We start from the raw sequence: 19471 nt of genomic DNA, 5'->3' as shown, positions 1-19471 counted from the left end.
AGTTAACCACCCTTATGTTCATTCTTAAAGACTATTATCATTCCAAATAGCAAACATAAAAATGCCCCCATAATAAAACCAATACAAATAATAAACCCAGTACGTTTTGGTATTGGCTTTTCAGGCAATGATGCCTCATCAACAATATTAACCTGCCAACTGTTATACCATCTTGTTTTTAATTCATCAAGCATTACGTCCTGATAAAGTTTAAACCAACAAATATAATTATCATATAATCTTTCTTTTTTTTCATCAAAAGTAGTTATGGTTGCTCCATTTAGATCTTCATAGGTATCAATATACTCTTTATACGCACTTTTGGATTTTTCATAATTTTTACGGGTATATTCCACTAGCGTGCTTGATGAAGTTAAATTGTCTATTTCAAAGCAATTATTCTTTTCTGAAAATGCAGCTATATGCTCATACATACCTCTGCACTTTCTTTGGGCTTCTTCTGGTGTATTACCATGAGCAAACAAACGGAATAAATTTAACGTTTGAAGATTCTGTACTCTAATGTTACTGCCACGATAATCTTCATCCAGTAATTCGGTACTATGGTTCCCATTATTATTTTCAACTTTTATAGGTTTTTTTACATAATCAGATTCAGCTATTTTGGATATTTCCGAAAGTCTAGTATCTCCCACTTTGGATATCGGCTGATTCATTTTTACAGAAAACGTACATTCACTTTGATACACATCAGGACGAGATATTGCAAAAAAACACGCCCCGCCGACACATACCGCAACTATCACAAAGCTAATAATATAATATCGACGAATAACCATCACCACATCTCTAGCAAACCCGTCATTAGACATAAAATATTCCTCCATAATTCAGAATCGTCATATTTTATAACTTATATTTGGTATTTTAGAATAATCCTACTTCTTTCAATTCTTCTTCCTTAGGATAATTTATTAAAACTGCTTTTCTTGGTCCCCAATAAACAAATAAACTCCCGGCAGCAACTGCATGTGCTCCACCTTGATTGATAGCCTTTCGCAAATCTCCCAAATTTCCAGCGCCACCACAGGCAATTACCGGTAAATTGGTTCCAGATGACACTTTCTTTATGAGATTAATATCATAACCTTTCATCATACCATCATTATCAATAGAATTTAAAAATATTTCTCCAACACCAAGTTTTTCCACAAAAGAAACGTACTCCTCGCAAGACTGACTTATGCTTCTTTTACCACAATCAACATATATTTTATAGCGTCCCAGAAAATTCTTTTTCACATCGACAGAAGCTACGACACTCTGTCCTCCAGCAAAATCAACGACCGCCCTTACTAAATCAGGGTTATCAATAATTGCCGTATTAAAAATCACTTTTTCAAATCCCATTCTAAAAAGTCGTTTAGCCTCATCCAATGAAGATATATGGCCACCATAAGCTAATGGCATAAATGCCTCTGATACGATATCCTCAAGCAATTCAAAATCTACCTTGTTATTTCTATGTGATGAAATATCTAAAAGACACAATTCATCTGCCTCTTCTTCATTGAATATCTTTACTGCATTAATAGGATCTCCTAGATATGTATTATCTTTAAATTGTTTTGATTTAACCAAATTGCCATCCTCTAATAGCAAGCACGGTATTATACGCGGGCGCAGGTACATACTACACTTCCTCCACAAAATTTTTCAACAACCACTTTCCAAAACCATGGCTTTTCTCAGGATGAAACTGCACACCATATATGTTATCCTTATTAACTGCTGCTGCAAAATTAATACCGTACTGACACTTCATTAAAATATCTTCATGATTATCGCAAACAGCATAATATGCATGTACAAAATAAAAACGTAACATATCTTTTGGATTTACTGCAATTGGACTGCGCTTTGCTATTTCAGCATAATCCCAGCCCATATGAGGAACTTTTAAGCTATTATCATCAAAGTTAAACTTTACACACTCAAAAGGAATATAACCTAGCCCAGGAATGCACCCTTCTTCGCTACCTCTGCCTAACATCTGCATACCTAAACATATGCCTAGAATAGGCTTTTTATTTTGTAGTACCTGTAGATCAAGTTCCCTGCGCATGCCAGATTGATTTAGTAATTTCATTCCCGCATCAAATGATCCCACTCCTGGCAAAATATACTTATCGACACTATGAAACTCATCTGATTTATGTAGTAATTTTACATCAAGACAGCCAATTTTCTTTAACATATTAGCAATAGAACCTATATTGCCTATTCCATAGTCCACAATACCAATCATATTAACACCTTTCACCAAGTACCTTACAATTATTTATAATACATCATATAAATCTTCTACCAAAATAGTTTTCACAATTTACAAATCTTCAAGTTGTCATAACCATTCAAGTTCAATTATTACACTCTTTTCTATATGGTCAATCAAACACTTACCTAACAAATATGACTGTATTAAAACTATTTTAAAACCCAATATATTTTTTTAAGCTTCCAATACTTATATTTTCCATTACTCGCCGAGATAACTCATCACAATAAGTTATATTAACAATTTTCCATTCATCAAACAGAAGTCGTTCCCTCGCTATCATCTCATTCACGTTTTCGCTCTTTAAATAAATTGCCGTTCTGTTATCATCACCATTCATAGCATCACGGCACATTTTACCATAATTATCCCGAAAGTGTGATGCATCGTAAAACCACTTTTGTCTATCTATAGTGTATTCATTTACCCAACAAAAATCATAGACTGGGTGAATAGAGGCAACTTCTTTCTTAATACTGTAAAAATCATCTGAAATATCATATATATCTTGCATGGCTTGCAAATCTACAGTTATGGGATTGAAAAATACAACCAGTTCTACACTGTTATCAGCTGCATCTTTTACTATATCCCTAAAACAATCCATTGCCTCTGGATCATAGCTAAAATCATTATAGGTTTTCCCATAAATATTTAGTGATGCGTAGTATTCATCAACATTAATGCTATCTGCATTACCTCGTTTTACATCCCAACCTCGTTGATAATAAACCGTATTGTTATCTCGGCTATCTTCCATGGTTGGTAAAATAGTTTTTTTGACTCCAAAACTATCTTTCACAGCCATTGCCCAATGGTATATATGTCCAGTTTTAATTGCATTTAGGCGTTTATCCACCAATTCATCTGAAGCCATTCTTTTATATTCTGGACCAAACTGAAACAAATCAAGACCGACATACACTTTTGATGGCTTCTTTACACTATATACAAACTGCAAATATTTTTTGACATCCGCAAGAGAAATTGAACTCATGCCCAAATTATATTCATTTGCGCTTTCATATGGAGCAAATCCAACATACACCCGACTGGTTCCAATCCATATTACATCTGGCTGTACACGAGCGTATTCATAGGGCTTGTAAACATCAAGATAGTTTCCTTGCTTTACTTTTGCTTGATTAAATCCTTGAATCTCATAGCTTCCCCATATACCTATCGGATCTACAATATAAAACACGCTAATAAGACACAGCAAAGAACATAACAAAGCTCCAATAATAAAATATGTATAACGCTTATATTCCATCTATATATAATCCTTCCCAGAAGTCATTTGCAGCGCACAACATCAAAATTGAAAATACAAAAACTCCGAATAACTATCTAATTGCATTACAGAATATATAAGTAACGCAGCAATAATGACTGCCCACTTCTTGCTTGGGTGAAATTTATCCATCAAATCTAAGGTATTTGGCAAATATCTCATTAAACCTATTGCTATACACAATATCAGAAACTTTCGTAATGTTACCCAAGAAGCATCTATATTCGATACATTCACCATTGCCGTTACAAATTTCCAACCATCTTGAACATTTTCCGCTCTAAAAAACACCCAAAGGAAAACTACACAAATAAAAGTTAGAAGCCAATTAATGACCTGAGGCAACGAATATTTCAGTCGTCTCCATTGATGATTAATAACCAATGCAGCGCCATGAATCCCCCCCCAGATGACAAATGTCCATCCAGCACCATGCCATAAACCAATCAATAACATAGATGACAAGAGATTACGCATCTTCATTAATTCGCCGTGACGATTACCTCCCATAGGAATATATAGATAGTTTTTTACCCACAATCCCAAAGTCATATGCCACCGACGCCAAAAATCAATTATGCTACACGCTTTATATGGGGAGTTAAAATTAATTGGAAAGTTAAGATTAATCATCAAACCTAAGCCAATGGCCATCTCACTATAGCCTGAAAAATCAAAATATAGCTGTAATGAATAGCTCAGAGCCCCCCACCAAGCTTCAAGCAGGGTTAATGCATCAATAGCACTAAACGCTTTATTAGACCAAATGGCGAGATTGTCAGCTATAACCACTTTTTTAAACAGTCCCAAAGAAAAAATCGTCAAACCCTTGGCCATATTTTCGTAATCCAGCTTAAAGGTAATAGGCGAAATAAATTGCGGAATCATTTCCTTGTGATTTATAATCGGTCCAGCAATTAAATGAGGAAAAATTGTCACAAATTCACAATAAGTGATAAAAGATTCGTTTTTTGCTTCACCACGAAACGCATCAACCAAATATGCAGTTTGTGTAAATGTAAAAAAAGAAATACCAAGAGGTAAAACGATATGTGGTAAATCAAAATAATTCACCCCTGCTATGTCATTGACCGTAGTTATAAAGAAATCAGTATACTTGAAATATCCTAACAGAAGTAGATTTACAGCTATGCCACATATCAACCATGATTTCTGACCTGGACTTTTCTCAAGCTTACGCCCAACCATATAGTTAAAGGTTATGGATGCAAACAACAATGGAACATAACGAATATCCCACCACCCATAGAAGAAAAATGAGGCCACCACCAGCCAAATTGTAGCCATTTGCGGCTTGCCTTGATGGCCTAAAATAAAAAACACTATACAAGTTATTGGTAAAAAAGCCAATATAAACTCATAGGAATTGAATAACATAATATTTGTTGTTACCTCAAAACTTCTGCAATCAGTTTTATCTCTTCATCACTGACATAAGCACTCATAGGCAGACTCATTACATGCTTTGCTACCTTTTCGGCAATAGGTACGCTACCTCTGATACCAAGGTAATCAAACATTGGCTGCTGACTAAGTGGGATTGGGTAATGTACCGCAGTTGGAATACCCGCTTCCTTTAATTTTGCCTGTACTTCATCCCGATTTTCCACCTGAATAGTGTACTGGGCAAATACACTGGTATTATGCTCCTCAACGAACGGTGTAACTACACCGTCAATATTTTTCAATGCTTCTGCATACTTTTTGCCAATCTCAGCCCGAAGCCTTACTTCTTCCTCAAACACTTCAAACTTGGCCAACAGTATAGCAGCCTGCAAAGTATCAAGACGGCTGTTCAGTCCCATGCAAATATGATGATACTTTCTGTCCTGACCATGCTTATGGAGAATTACCAGCTTGGCTGCCAGCTCATCATCATTGGTAAAAACTGCACCACCATCTCCATAGCAGCCTAATGGCTTGGTTGGAAAGAAGCTAGTACAACCAATGGTTGATAAGCTACAGGATTTACGGCCTTTATATGTTGCACCAAAGCTCTGGGCAGCATCCTCCACTACTGGAAGATTATACTTCTTAGCAATGACATTTATAGCATCCATATCTGCACACTGGCCGTAAAGACTTACTGGCATAATAGCCTTAGTCTTGTCGGTAATAGCTGCTTCAAGCTTTGTAGGATCAAAATTATAAGTCTTGGCATCAATATCCACGAAAACTGGCTTTGCACCAATACGAGCAATTACTTCACCAGTTGCCACATATGTAAAAGCTGTGGTAATTACCTCATCCCCCGGCTTTATTCCCAATGCCATCAGGGCAATAAGCAAGGCATCCGTGCCACTGGCACAGGCAATACAATGCTTTACTCCTACATATTCTGCCAGCTTTTGTTCAAGTTCAGTTACCTCCGGACCAAGAATATATGCGCCATGAGCCAACACCTTGGATATTCTTTCGTCCAAGGATTTTTTTATTTTTTGCTGCTGAGCAGCCAGATTACAAAATTGCACGATTTATCCTCTTTTCAAATTATAAATCTACATCTACGCCACAACGGTCACATTTCAAATGCTTGGCATCTGCTTTTAAGATAGTATCACCACATGCACACATATAGCCGTGAATGGTCGCTGGATTACCATAAACCATGGCATAATCCGGCACATCCTTAGTTACAGTAGAGCCAGCCCCTACAAAAGCATTTTTACCAAGTGTGGTACCACATACTATGGTAGCATTAGCACCGATGCTGGCACCACGCTTTATCAAGGTATCGGTATAATCCGCCGAGGTATTTCTTGGATATTCGCACCGAGGAGTACGCACATTGGTAAATACCATACTTGGACCACAGAATACATAATCTTCCAGAGTTACTCCCTCATATACGCTGACATTGTTCTGTATTTTTACCTTATTACCAATCTTAACTCCATTGCCAATGAATACATTTTGGCCAAAGTTACAACCTTCGCCAATTTCTGCCCCAGAGGAGACATGACTGAAATGCCAGATACGGGTTCCCTTTCCGATTTTTACATTATCATCCACATAGGAAGATTCATGGACAAAATAATCCTTTTCCATTACTTACTAAACCTCCCCACAAAATCAAGGGAACTGCAATTATTTAAAGGTAATTTTACCGGTTTACCTTCAGCAGCGGATTTATAAATAGCCAATACTGTTTCCAGAGCATTCTTGCCTGCAATCGCATCCACGTATGGCTGACGATTGTTTTCTATTGCATCCATCATATCTGCAAAGAGTTTTGTGTGGCCATTGCCGTAAACATTGCTGGTTGGCTCCTGAAAACCACGATTTTCTTCATCCTCTGGCTGGTTGTCAGCAAAATCCCAAACGTCAATAGTATTAGTGGACTTGCCCCCCAGCTTTACAGTACCTGTTTCACCAAAAATATAAAGGTTTTCTTCCAAATTCTGTGGATATACATTGGTTGTGCCTTCGATGGTAGCAACTGCACCATTGGCGAAGGTCAATACTGCCATTCCGAGATCCTCAGCCTCCAAATAATCATGGAACTGCTGACGGGTCTGACCGTAAACCTCCACAATATCCTCGCCCATCATCCAGCGGAGCAAATCTATACCGTGAATGCACTGATTCATAAGAGCACCGCCGTCCTGGGCCCATGTGCCTCTCCATGGGGCCTGCTTGTAATAGTTCTCATTGCGGTTCCAACGCACGTGAATAGAACCATGGGACAGCTTGCCAAAGCGCTTTGCTTCAACAGCCTTGCGAAGCTTCTGCACAGCAATATTAAAGCGATTCTGATGGCAAGCGGACACCTTGACACCTTTTTCCTTAGCCAAATCAATAATGCGCTGGGCATCATCAATATTCATAGCCATTGGTTTTTCAATGATTACATTGACTCCCTTTTCTATACAGTACAAAGCAATCTCCGCATGAAGACCACTCTCTGTAGCAATAGATACAAGTTCAGGCTGTTCCTTATCAAGCATTTCCCTGTAGTCAGTATATCTTTTTATAGATGCGTCATTATTAAGCTCCTTTTTGGCAAGCAAATTTTCCATTGCCTCCGGAAGCACATCACACACTGCCACGAATTCCAATTTATTATTTATGGTAGCAATAACATGATTTATAGCTATACGTCCACAGCCAATCAATGCGTATTTCATTCCTTGTAAACCTCCAAAATCAAAGTCTCCAGTATCTCATACCAGAAATATCCAATTCATCCTTACGATAAAGGCTCTTTACATCAATAAGTACCTTTTCCTCGTCCGGAAGCTCAGACTTAAACATGTCCTTAAGTTGCATCATAGAAAGATTTCTGTACTCTTTATGCCCCACAGCCACAATAATACAATCTGCCTTTGGTACTTCATTCATCGGCACCAAATCCACACCATATTCCTGCTTGGCAATAGCCTTGTCTGCCCAGTTGTCCACTACGACTGGCTGAATATCATATTCCTTCAGGCGGTTAATAATATCTGCCACCTTGCTGTTTCTGGTATCAGGACAATTCTCCTTAAAAGTAATGCCCAAAATAACCACAGTGGCTTTTTTCGGTGCCATACCAGCCTCTATCATCTGCTTAATGGCAGCATCGGCCACATAGGCCCCCATGCTGTCATTCACCTTACGGCCATTAATAATAATCTGACTGTGGTAACCATATTTTTCAGCAGCATTAGTAAGATAATATGGATCAACACCTATGCAGTGACCGCCCACCAATCCTGGCTTAAAACCAAGAGCATTCCACTTGGTATTCATCCCGGCAATGACCTCAGCAGTATCAATTCCCATCTTATCACAAATCATGGCCACTTCATTTACAAAGGCAATATTAATATCACGCTGGCTATTCTCTACCACCTTTACCGCCTCGGCAGTCTTTATAGTAGAAACTGGGAAGGTACCAGCCTTAATGACAATATCATATACTTTCTTAATGACATGGGCCGATTCCTCATCCATGCCTGAAACAATCTTCTGGATGTTGGTGAGAGTATGCACTCTGTCACCTGGATTTATACGCTCAGGGGAATAACCTATTTTCCAGTCAATACCACACTTTAAACCAGACTCTTTTTCAATAATCGGTACACAGATATCCTCAGTTACACCTGGATAAACTGTAGACTCAAAAACTACCACTGTTCCTGGTTTAATATTCTGGCCCACAGTTCTTGAAGCCCCCTCCACAGGTCTTAAATCTGGAGAGTTATCCTCTTTTACAGGTGTCGGAACTGCCACAATAATAAATTTTGCTTCGGACAACTTCTTTGGGTCAGCGGTAAATTCCACAGTACTATCCTTGATAGCCGCACCAATTTCATTGGTAGCATCAATACCATTTTTATATTCTTCTATACGCTTTTCATTGATGTCAAAACCGATTACCTTTATATGCTTGGCAAATTCTACAGCTATAGGCATTCCAACATAACCAAGACCTACCAATGCCAATTTATACTTACCAGAGATAAGATATTTATATATCTCTTTATAATCCATCACTATATCCCCTTAAAACATATTAAAATAAATATTTTTTTAACGCATTTATTAAGAAAAATATAATATTAACACTTGCTTTAAAAACGTTTATTTGTTCGTCATTAACTTGAATTTCCCACACCTGACGTATACTCTTAAATTTATTTGATGATAACGAGCCAGGAGTTAATCTATATTTAACCAATACCTCGTTTATCCCATGAGCTATAGTACCTCCACGCAACAGTTTAAGCCAAGTTGCATAATCCTGTCCCCCCCTGCGCAGTGACATACGAAAATCACCTGCCAACACACGATCAACAACCACAGATGAAGTAGCTATAATAGTATTCTTAAGCAAATAATAATAATCGCATTCCTCTCTAATACTCCTTTTAGTTTTTACAACCATATCATTCTCATCAATCATTTCGATAGCCGCATAAGAAAACTGTGCTTCTTTTTGCTTCATCAAACTTATTTGACGAGATATTTTATCTGGCAGCCAAACGTCATCACTATCAAGAAATGCCACATAGCGCCCAGTAGCCATTTCAAGAGCCATATTTCTGGCTACTCCAGCCCCCATGTTTTTTTCCTGTAAATGATAAATAATCTCTGGATGTTCAGTCTGATATGATTTGATTATTTCTGCGGAGTTATCGGTTGAACAATCATCCACCAAAACAATCTCTATATCCCTATATGTTTGCTTAAATACAGACTCTAAAGCTCTGCCTATAAATCTGCCAGCATTATAAACCGGCATTATTACAGAAACTCTTCCATCTACATATCTACTGCTCAACTAATAACACCTCAATAAATTGGAGTTATCCAATCAGTAAAATCTTTATTCATACCTCTGACCACGGATAAATACTCTCTATGTAATTCTTTTACCATATCTCCTTCTGAACCATTACCAATAGTATACCCATCTATACTTAAAACAGGTGTCAGTTCCATGGCAGAGCCACAAAGGAAAGCTTCGTCACAGGTATACAGCTCAGTTCTCTCTATGGTTCTCTCAATAACTGTAATACCAATATTTCTTGCAATTTTAATTATGGTATCTCTGGTTATGCTTTCAAGAACGCTATTGGACAGCTTAGGAGTTATTAACTCTCCATTTTTCACCATAAAAAAGCAAGAACCTGGACCTTCAGCCACATTGCCATTTTTATTTAAAAAAATACAAGTATCATAGCCATTTCTCAATGCTTCACGCTGGCCAACTCTACTGTTGATGTAGTTGGCTCCGCATTTTATCCTGGGAGAAAGATTGTCATCACTAATTCTGCGCCATGAGGTAACACAACATTTTAAACCTTTTTTATTATATTCAGCACTTGTGCGTCCCCGAGGAATCGGAGCAATAAACATTTCTACAGGACCTTCACTGCCCCAGGAACCAAATCCGTCAACAAAAAGAGTTTGCCTTACTGATAAATTTTCATCATATTCGTTGGCTTTTATAACATCAATAAAACCTTTTTTAAAATCGTCCTTGGAATACCTGCAATCCAGCTGCAACAATTTCACAGAACGAAGCAACCTATCATAATGATCTTCCAACCTAAATGCATATAATTGCTTATCTTCTTCGTTCCAATAACAAGGAATGCCCTCAAATACATTCAGGCCAAACTGGGAGGTTGGAGCCAAAACATTTATTTTTGCATCATTGACATCCACAATGTCACCTTTAAACCATATTCTTCTATGTTCAACATCATATTTCACAGCAAATCCTCCATATCAATCCGGTAAATGCGCAATTCTGATAATTTCTTCTTCGGCCTTTTTGGCAGCTTCAACATCATCCAGGCTCTCATCCGACTTTGTTTCGTAAATATCCTCTTTTTTAAACACTTTTATGACAGTTTCAATGATAATCTTTATATCAACAATAAAACCTTTATCATTAAACTCATCAACGTATTGATTATCAAAGGTTACTTTATCATCCCAGGATATATCATTACGCCCTTTTACTTGTGCCAATCCAGTAAGTCCGGCCTTCACCTGAAACCGTTTTTTATAACGCTTGTTAAGTGTATCAAAGTCTCCCAGTTCATAGGTTACACAAGGCCTAGGGCCCACAACGCTCATATCTCCGAAGAAAATATTAAAGAGTTGTGGCAATTCATCTATACTTGTATTACGCAGAATGCGGCCAACTTTCGTCACTCGGGGATCATTCTCATAATTAAACAGCCCAGCACCTTTTTTCTCAGCATCCACGACCATAGAACGAAACTTATACATATTAAAAACTCTGCCATTCTTGGTACGTCGCCCCTGCTTGAAAATCACCGGGCCCTTGGAATCCATCTTTATCGCCAGTGCAACAATTATCCATAAAGGCAACAAACAGACAATGGCTATCCCCGATGATATTACATCAAATATTCTCTTTAAAACATTATTAAAACCTTGCATCAAAAACACCTACAAATTGTATGTATGGAATACATCATCAAACGTTTCTTGACATTTGATTACTTTAACCTTTTCCCCGCAAATATCAAGTATCGGGAAATTAGGCAGTATAAATGGTGGCTTCATAACTATAGAGTACGAGCCGCAATTGCTAATAACTAAAGCGTCTCCAACAGACAATGGGCCATTATAGCCTCTATACAGGTTATCACCTTCTATACAGGTAAATCCAACAAAATCCAAATCATGGTATTCTGCTTGCTTCCCCCCCATGGCAATTACCTCTGCCGGCGGATTAACCCCTGTCATACTGATATTCTTCTGACTGCCTAAAACAGTTGCAATATACTTGCCCCGAACACATTTAATCGTTTTAACTGTGCCGACAAATTTCATACAATCTCCTACCAAAGCAGAACCCGGTTCTATGACAAGCTCCGGATGATTGTCAAGTTCAGAAAAGGATTTCTTAAACTCCGTTGCGGCAGCCTTGGCATACTCGTCATATGATGGAATGTCATAATGAAACTGCTCTTTTAGAGATGGTGCCATTTTTCCAAACAGTCCGCCACCAATATCTATTCTGTCCGTAATAATACCTGTTCTTTTGACAAAATCACAAATCCCTTTTGCTCTTGCAGGCCAATATTCAATATTTCTTTTGGCAAAATGGCAATGTATAGTTTTCAGATGAATATTAGGCTGTTCATTAAACATGGATAATACCTTTTTTACATCATTTCCATCTATATCAAAACCAAACCTGGATAATACACCATCGTTGACATCAAAGTTGCAACGTAAGCCTACATTAAATGTTTTATCAGAATGCTTCTTGGCAACAGAAACCACAAATGCAGCCTCTTCAATTCCATCAATATGTGGCACGCCTCCATTAAGCAGGAACTTTTCTTCTGCTTCTTCAGTTTTAATTGGCCCATTCCATACTATATTTTCAACAGGAAAACCGACTCTATATGCCAATTCAAGCTCCATCTCAGAGACAACCTCTGCATATCCCCCCATATCTTTTACAATATGGCACAAATCCGGGATATAGTTGGTCTTAAATGAATATGCAATATTAAATTTAGGATAAATATCCGTAAATGCTTTTCTTAATTCTACATAATTCTGTTTAAACTGCTCCGAATCCAGTAAATAGAATGCTTCACCATATTTTTCTCTAAGACTTGAAACTATTTCCGCATTAATATTCATTGATTATTCCTCTTTTTATCCACAACTAGTTTTACACATTCACAAATTTTTTTTAGATTATCCTGAAACTCAATGGGAGTCAGTTTATCAAGATTTGCTTCAAACTCCCGAAGCTTCCTGACATTCAAAGAAAACAGCTTTTCAATTTCTGCATTATCACTAATTTCTTCCACATTACAAAAGCTTCTGGACAATATAACTCTTGTGGAGCCCAATCTATAATGTTCTGTAACAATATAGTCAGCTGGGAGAATACCTTCACCAATTTTCGCAATACCACCGAAGCCGTATGGTATACCGGTTGCAGCAATTTTCTTGCATAGCTTTTCGACGGTACCATCTGCCAATAATTCAAACATAAAATCCATACCGTAAGACAGATGTAAGTCATTAAGTCCTATATGTATTTCATCAATTCCATTTAATGCTAACACTTTATCAATGCACATAACAGCTTCTTTCGTTTCTAACAGCAAGCTGGTCTTGCAGCGTCCCGATACTGCCTGCAAAAAGGACTCAACCTCAGTAACATTTTTCCACATTGGAAGCATCACAATCTGTGCACCGGCTGTTATTACCTGATTAAGTTCAGCCTCTGAATTATCATTCCAAGGATTTACCCTAACCATCATCTCCGAAGATGTTAGTTTGGGGGCTATTTTCTTAATATCCTCTACTGAATGATGCGATTTTACAGTATTTAATCCTTTTTGTCGCTCCTCTTTGCCAAGGATTTCCAAATCTATCCATATCCGGTCAACACCGGCCTTTTCAGCAATTTGGGCCACAGCAAGATCATTTGTAATATACATCAATTTCAAAGGCATTTTCTTTAGGCTCCTTTATAGTTAATCTATTTGCCCGTTTACTTCGTCCGGTGTTTTATAGGTACTGACAACCTTATGAAGTGCCTCCCGCACAGCGTTGTCATCTGCGGTGCAGGCCCTTCGCAGTACATCCAGTTTAGTATTAAGCTCTTCAAAAGGAATTGCTTCATCCTGCTCAATAAAAATCTTCTCATTACTGGTTTTGCTTAAATCAGCAGAATCCATCAACAGCTCCTCATAAAGCTTTTCTCCAGGTCTCAGCCCAGTTTCAACTATTTCGATACCATCCACACCGCTAAGCTTTATCATATTTTCGGCCAAATCAAGAATCCTTACTGGCTCGCCCATATCAAGTACAAATAGTTCGCCATTTTGAGCCATTGCCCCAGACTGAAGCACCAACTGGCTGGCTTCCGGTATAGTCATAAAATAACGAATAATCCGCTTATCTGTAATAGTGATAGGGCCACCACTGGCAATCTGCTTTTTAAATAGTGGAATGACTGAACCCGCCGATCCAAGTACATTACCAAATCTGGTGGCACTGTATTTCACCTTGCCAAATGTGCTGTAGCTTTGGACTATCATCTCGCACATACGCTTTGTGGCACCCATAACATTGGTAGGGTTTACAGCCTTGTCAGTGGACACCATCATAAAACGCTCCGCGTTATATTGCTCGCACAGCTCTACCACATTCAATGTTCCAAAAACGTTATTTTCTACTGCCTCAATACAGTTTCGTTCCATGAGCGGAACATGCTTGTGGGCTGCAGCATGAATAATAATCTGTGGCTTATGCTCTACGAAAACTTTTTCCAGGCCCTCCTTGTTGGTAATGGACACAATCTCCACAACCATATTAAGAATCTGCTTATACTTGATACAAAGCTCCTGCTGGATGTCATAAGCACCATTTTCGTAGACATCAAGAATTATTAGCTTTTTCGGTGACATGGCCGCAATCTGGCGGCAAAGCTCAGAACCAATGGAACCGCCACCACCTGTAATCATAACTACCTTATTTGGGTAGTAGTTATAGGTATTATCATCCAATACATTCATTGCTTTTCTGAAAAGCAGTTCCTCTATCTCAAAGGAACGAAGAACTCTTTTGTTGCCTGCATTCTGAACTGTAGGATAATCATAAATCTTCAGTTTAAAACCATTATTTTGGTAAAAATTATAAAGTTCTTTACGCCGTTCAGCCGCCATATTTGGTATGGCCATAACTACAAGATTAATGCCAGCCTCCCGCATCTCCGCCAAAGTATCATTACTGTCTTCAGCCTTAACTTCCAAACCATGTATTGTGCGGCCAACCTTATTTTTTTTGTTATCTATAAAGTACATTGGAGCGTATTTTGATGAAGGATTTTCCCGTAATTCCTCCGCCAAAGACACACCTACAGAGCCAGCCCCCACAATGGCAATTTTTATCTTGCCAGATTCAGGAGTCGGCTCAGCAACTACCTTACCGCGAGTAAATATTTGAAGCAGTAACCTGGACACTTCACCACGCTTATCATTTCTCCCACCGCACTTGTAGGCATACCTGTACACCATTCTTATAGTCAGAACACACAATGTGTTCGTGCAACACAAGGCAATGAGCTTAGCTGCTGAAATACTTGGCACTATAAGCAACTTATCAACAGCTAAGTATAGAAACATGGCAATACCATCGGCCAAAAGTAATCTTATATAGCATTGTATTCCACCATAACGCCAAATTTGGCGATATATGTTCCACATCAGACGGCTTCCAAAAATTATTATAGCTGCAACAACGCTGTGCAGAATAATACCGTAATTATCTAGGCGTCCAGCCCCCTGATAAAATGCCAACATCAACGAAGCAACTACCAAATAAATAATTGCATCGTATGTGATCAAAGAAAAACTAATATTTAAGAACCTATTCATAACAATTAAATCCATTCATTTTTATATAAAACGAATTATATGAGTCATTTTGCTCACAAAAACTCATTATTATTATACTCTTGTACTTTCGTAAACGCAATTGGCATTTAGCCATGTATTTTGCCACATAAAAGAGGTCGACAGAAAAATATCTGTCGACCAAAGAAAAAATTATGTTTTACTGTTATCAGGCATTAAGAGCCATTAATCCAACAATCGTAATCCCCATCAAAATTACCTTTGTATTGATATTTGTGTGCAGAAAAACGCTCGTTTATCCTTTTATCATCTACCTTTTCATAATATGAGTTAAGTCACTTGTTAAACTGAAATGTTGGATTATCACAACTTAAAATCTTGTCACGTCCAAAATCAATATAAATGTATTTATCAGGAATATTATCAATGTTTTTATAGTAACGAAACATAATAGAAGGATTATCTTCAGCTTCACCTGTTATTACATAGCTATATTGCATAGAATTCCAAGTCATTATATCACAAACAATACCATTTGACATTAAAAAATACATTGGTAACCGTACTAAGCGCTCACTTTCCTTTGTTGTAAAAATATCCTTTCCTGAAAACCTACCGAATTTTATGCCTGCCGGTGAAGAATGCAATGGTATATAATGGAAAACAGTACTAATTTCGTGATCTTTCAAATATTTTATAAGTTTTGTACGCTCAGCTAAACAACCAGCCTTTATGTAAAACATATGGGCATTGTGTTGACAGCCGTCTGGAATAACCGGTAACTCAATATATCCTCTTTCCTGCAAGTCACTAAGACCATAATAATATTTTTCCCAACTAGCTAATCTGTCTTTATTAATTTCTTCAGCACATTCCAACTCAGCATACAAATAAGCAGCATTCAGCTCACTTGGGAGATATGATGAACCATAGTTCACCCATGTATATTTATCTATTTGTCCCCGGAAAAACTTACTGCGATTAGTGCCTTTTTCTCTTATAATCTCGGCTGGTTCAATCATGTCTTCATTTTTTATCAGTAGTGCTCCGCCTTCACCCATTGAATAGTTTTTTGTCTCATGAAAACTGTAGCAACCATAATCACCGATAGAACCAAGCGCCTGCCCCTTATAGGTACTCATAACTCCCTGTGCAGCATCTTCTATGACATATAAATTATATTTTTGAGCGATATCCATTATAGTGTCCATTTCACAACTCACACCTGCATAATGCACTGGAACGATTGCTTTTGTTTTTTGTTATAGCCTTTTCAATGAGCTTTTCATCAATATTCATAGTATCAGGACGAATATCAACAAACACTGGTACACCACCTCTTAATACAAAAGCATCTGCAGTAGATACGAAAGTATAAGATGGCATTATAACTTCATCGCCAGGCTTTATACCGATCAATAACGCAGCCATTTCCGTTGCATGGGTACACGATGTCGTCATCAAAACTTTTGCTGAACTAGTCTGTTCCTCAAACCACTTGCTACATTTCTTTGTAAATGGGCCATCACCACAAATTTTATGGTTTTCCATTGCCTGTTTTATATAATTTATTTCTTTACCTATAAATAGTGGTTGGTTAAACGGAATCATTTTCGTCCCCTTTTCAACATGATCTTTAAAAATCAGTATAAATGCTAATCTAAATGTGAGCCAAAGAGGGTGCGGCGTAAAGTCGCACTTTCGGTGTCCACTTTATTGACATAAGACCATCCGTTTGTCTTGCTGAGAGGGGAACAAAAAAAAGGAACCCAAACAACTTGAGTTCCTTTTTTAAAATATCATTTATGTTGTTGTATTATTTTTAAAACTTAAACTTCCTCAGTACAGTCTGTACATCCTGGGCCAGTTTGGCAAGTGCATCAGATGCGGATTGCATTTCGCAGGTGATGCCCTCTGCCTGACGGGCAACGGTCTGAACTGTGTCAACCATCAGGTTAACATTGTCGCTAACCTGATTTACAATGCCAGCGAATTCATCACCACGGGAAGCCTCATTGGTTAAAGCCTTTAACTGGTCACGAAGCTTAGTGGTATCATCCTTGGCAACTCTGTTGTACTCGTCAGTACCAGTCACAGGACCATTAGCCTTAACAGCGTCAAATTCTGCTGGCAAGGAGGTCTTGAACTTGTTCAAAGCCCCCATCATTTCCTTAATTCTCAAGTGTCCCCTTATCCAATTCATATGTTACGACCTGGCCAGATAATCCTTCTTCATATTCCCCTTGATATATATAATGATCTTTTATAAACTGATTTAACATAGGATAATATGGCATATATTTTTCAACTTGTTGCCCAGCATAATCGAACTGTTCTGGAATATCTATAATAATAATATTTTCAGGGATATTCCCCCTATCTGACAGATAATGCATAAATAAATCTTGATTATCATAGCCATATGCTTCATAATCAAAACATCCCCAAGATGATGGAGTCTTTGGCACCATATCTACCATAAGATACGCGTAACAACTATGATACAATATCATCACAGTCTCTCCCTTTTTTTCAATACGTGACATAATATTTTCCAAGTCTGTTATGTGTTGTTTTCTTTGAGGGGTTGTGTATATTCCTTTATAAACCCCTGATTCAACTTTTGTTGTTAATTCCTTATATGGATTATCTCTATACATTCCGCTATAAAATATAATTAATAATCCAAACAGAAATAATGTAAGCGGGATATATGGAATAAGTTTTTTAAATTTTAACAAAAAATCATTCTGAATGACTTCAATTATTAATTTTATAGTAACAATTGCGGCAAACATTGTGCTCCTACACGCATTTGAAGCTCCACCACTAGATGAAAAAGCTATAACAAAATAGATTAGCATAGAAGATCCCCATTCAATAGCAACCTTCTTTAACATTTCCATTCGGTTATCAGAGTACTCTATTACCAGAGGGGCAACCACACATACCGCTAAAGGGAATAAATAATACCTGCCACTTAATACACAACAATAACAACAAATAATCGGATATAATGCCAAAAAATATTTACCAATATGTCTTATTTTATTAATAAATCCTAATATTAGTATTGTAATAAAATATAATACAAAAGCTTTCCCACCTACAATGAATGGAGCCCCCAGATATGTAATTCCATCATAGATATTTTTTATCAAGTGATTTTCCCCTATATATGCTGTTGAACCTGATGACATAATTATAGACAAATTATGAATTACATTCTGCAAGCCATATGTAACAGCAATATGACATAAAACAGGTATTGCCACTGTCAGTCCACCAACAACATACATAATGAGAAACTTTAAAGACTTTTTACTTCTAATTACCATTGGAATGATAGCTGCAATAGCAAAACAACCAAAAATAAAGCTTGGATATACTAGAACTGCCAATCCCATAAATACACCGGTCAAATATTCATATTTTTTTTGTTCATAGTCAAACCTCAACAACATCATACATATCGATGCAGTAAAAAAAAGCTCCAACATATTATTATATGAGAAATTATAAAGATTAAATGGTGCATGCAACCAAAAAGCAATGCCAAGTAAAAAGGCATACTTTCCGTTGATTTCTTTTTTTGCGTATAAATATACACAACATAGACCTATAATCTGTAAAAATATATAGGAAAGTCGCAAAAATAGAAATACGCCATCCATGCTTCCATATATCATCTTATGGAGAAGTAAAAAAGGAAGCATGACATACGCATCTGGCGCATTTAGTTCCCACATATCTCCATAAGGCACATTGCCCTGAAGTAGTCTATATCCCGTTACATTATAGAAGGCTTCATCAGATGTCTCAATACCATAAAAAAGCCTGTTCACAAATAAAAAAACAAATACAATGCTCACCATTGTTGTAAAGATAAATCCTAAATCAACTTTCTTTTGATTTATTAATCCATTTTTTTCCATCATGTTCACACCACATATACATTTTTGTTTACACTAAAAAAAATAATAATTCCGCACCCAATGATAA

At 37.3% G+C, this 19471-nt stretch carries 17 protein-coding genes and 1 pseudogene; all 18 read right to left on the bottom strand.

Features of this window, described 5'->3' with window-relative positions:
• Positions 1 to 2: 2 nt before the first annotated feature.
• On the bottom strand, positions 3 to 833 hold the full coding sequence (locus T355_RS0105480; protein WP_027396878.1) for a hypothetical protein: 831 nt from the start codon (positions 831 to 833) through the stop codon (positions 3 to 5).
• A gap of 55 nt (positions 834 to 888) precedes the next feature.
• A complete protein-coding gene (locus T355_RS0105475; protein ID WP_027396877.1) occupies positions 889 to 1653 on the bottom strand; it encodes an AglZ/HisF2 family acetamidino modification protein in 765 nt (254 codons plus the stop codon).
• A 1-nt stretch (position 1654) separates the two neighbouring features.
• The gene (hisH, locus tag T355_RS0105470) at positions 1655 to 2269 is read right to left on the bottom strand and encodes an imidazole glycerol phosphate synthase subunit HisH (protein ID WP_027396876.1); all 615 of its coding nucleotides are present in this window, start codon (positions 2267 to 2269) and stop codon (positions 1655 to 1657) included.
• Between the two features lie 184 nt (positions 2270 to 2453).
• Positions 2454 to 3572, bottom strand: a complete 1119-nt coding sequence (locus T355_RS0105465; RefSeq protein ID WP_027396875.1) for a hypothetical protein — start codon at positions 3570 to 3572, stop codon at positions 2454 to 2456.
• A 42-nt stretch (positions 3573 to 3614) separates the two neighbouring features.
• Positions 3615 to 4964: an MBOAT family O-acyltransferase gene (locus T355_RS0105460; RefSeq protein ID WP_231482987.1), complete on the bottom strand. Its 1350-nt coding sequence runs from the start codon at positions 4962 to 4964 to the stop codon at positions 3615 to 3617.
• A 38-nt stretch (positions 4965 to 5002) separates the two neighbouring features.
• Positions 5003 to 6085, bottom strand: coding sequence for a DegT/DnrJ/EryC1/StrS family aminotransferase (locus T355_RS0105455; RefSeq protein ID WP_037329877.1), 1083 nt, complete (start codon positions 6083 to 6085; stop codon positions 5003 to 5005).
• A 19-nt stretch (positions 6086 to 6104) separates the two neighbouring features.
• Positions 6105 to 6662: an acyltransferase gene (locus T355_RS13660; RefSeq protein WP_037329876.1), complete on the bottom strand. Its 558-nt coding sequence runs from the start codon at positions 6660 to 6662 to the stop codon at positions 6105 to 6107.
• Positions 6662 to 7741 carry a Gfo/Idh/MocA family protein gene (locus T355_RS0105445; protein WP_027396872.1) on the bottom strand — a complete coding sequence of 360 codons (1080 nt, stop codon included), beginning with the start codon at positions 7739 to 7741 and terminating at the stop codon, positions 6662 to 6664. The genes T355_RS13660 and T355_RS0105445 overlap by 1 nt, the downstream gene beginning before the upstream one ends.
• 19 nt (positions 7742 to 7760) lie before the next feature.
• Positions 7761 to 9089, bottom strand: coding sequence for a nucleotide sugar dehydrogenase (locus tag T355_RS0105440; protein ID WP_027396871.1), 1329 nt, complete (start codon positions 9087 to 9089; stop codon positions 7761 to 7763).
• A 22-nt stretch (positions 9090 to 9111) separates the two neighbouring features.
• Positions 9112 to 9879, bottom strand: coding sequence for a glycosyltransferase family 2 protein (locus T355_RS0105435; protein WP_027396870.1), 768 nt, complete (start codon positions 9877 to 9879; stop codon positions 9112 to 9114).
• 11 nt (positions 9880 to 9890) lie between these two features.
• Positions 9891 to 10817 carry a branched-chain amino acid transaminase gene (locus tag T355_RS0105430; RefSeq protein ID WP_027396869.1) on the bottom strand — a complete coding sequence of 309 codons (927 nt, stop codon included), beginning with the start codon at positions 10815 to 10817 and terminating at the stop codon, positions 9891 to 9893.
• A gap of 15 nt (positions 10818 to 10832) precedes the next feature.
• Complete coding sequence (locus T355_RS0105425) at positions 10833 to 11516, bottom strand: sugar transferase (RefSeq protein ID WP_027396868.1); 684 nt, start codon at positions 11514 to 11516, stop codon at positions 10833 to 10835.
• Positions 11517 to 11525: 9 nt separating this feature from the next.
• Positions 11526 to 12737: a pyridoxal-dependent decarboxylase gene (locus T355_RS0105420; RefSeq protein ID WP_037329874.1), complete on the bottom strand. Its 1212-nt coding sequence runs from the start codon at positions 12735 to 12737 to the stop codon at positions 11526 to 11528.
• Positions 12734 to 13564 carry an aldolase/citrate lyase family protein gene (locus T355_RS0105415; protein ID WP_027396866.1) on the bottom strand — a complete coding sequence of 277 codons (831 nt, stop codon included), beginning with the start codon at positions 13562 to 13564 and terminating at the stop codon, positions 12734 to 12736. The genes T355_RS0105420 and T355_RS0105415 overlap by 4 nt, the downstream gene beginning before the upstream one ends.
• 21 nt (positions 13565 to 13585) lie before the next feature.
• Entirely contained in the window at positions 13586 to 15490 is a 1905-nt protein-coding gene (locus T355_RS15130; protein ID WP_197019556.1) for a polysaccharide biosynthesis protein, read from the bottom strand.
• A gap of 314 nt (positions 15491 to 15804) precedes the next feature.
• A pseudogene (gene rffA / locus T355_RS13655) lies at positions 15805 to 17020 on the bottom strand (dTDP-4-amino-4,6-dideoxygalactose transaminase).
• Between the two features lie 271 nt (positions 17021 to 17291).
• On the bottom strand, positions 17292 to 17651 hold the full coding sequence (locus T355_RS0105400) for a hypothetical protein (protein WP_027396864.1): 360 nt from the start codon (positions 17649 to 17651) through the stop codon (positions 17292 to 17294).
• A complete protein-coding gene (locus T355_RS0105395) occupies positions 17641 to 19407 on the bottom strand; it encodes a hypothetical protein (RefSeq protein ID WP_027396863.1) in 1767 nt (588 codons plus the stop codon). The genes T355_RS0105400 and T355_RS0105395 overlap by 11 nt, the downstream gene beginning before the upstream one ends.
• Between the last annotated feature and the right edge of the window lie 64 nt (positions 19408 to 19471).

It is taken from the genome of Anaerovibrio lipolyticus LB2005, from assembly GCF_000621545.1.
GTDB lineage: Bacteria > Bacillota > Negativicutes > Selenomonadales > Selenomonadaceae > Anaerovibrio > Anaerovibrio lipolyticus_A.
The sequence above is the reverse complement of the archived record's forward strand: the minus strand, read 5'-3'. Positions and strand labels throughout refer to the sequence as shown.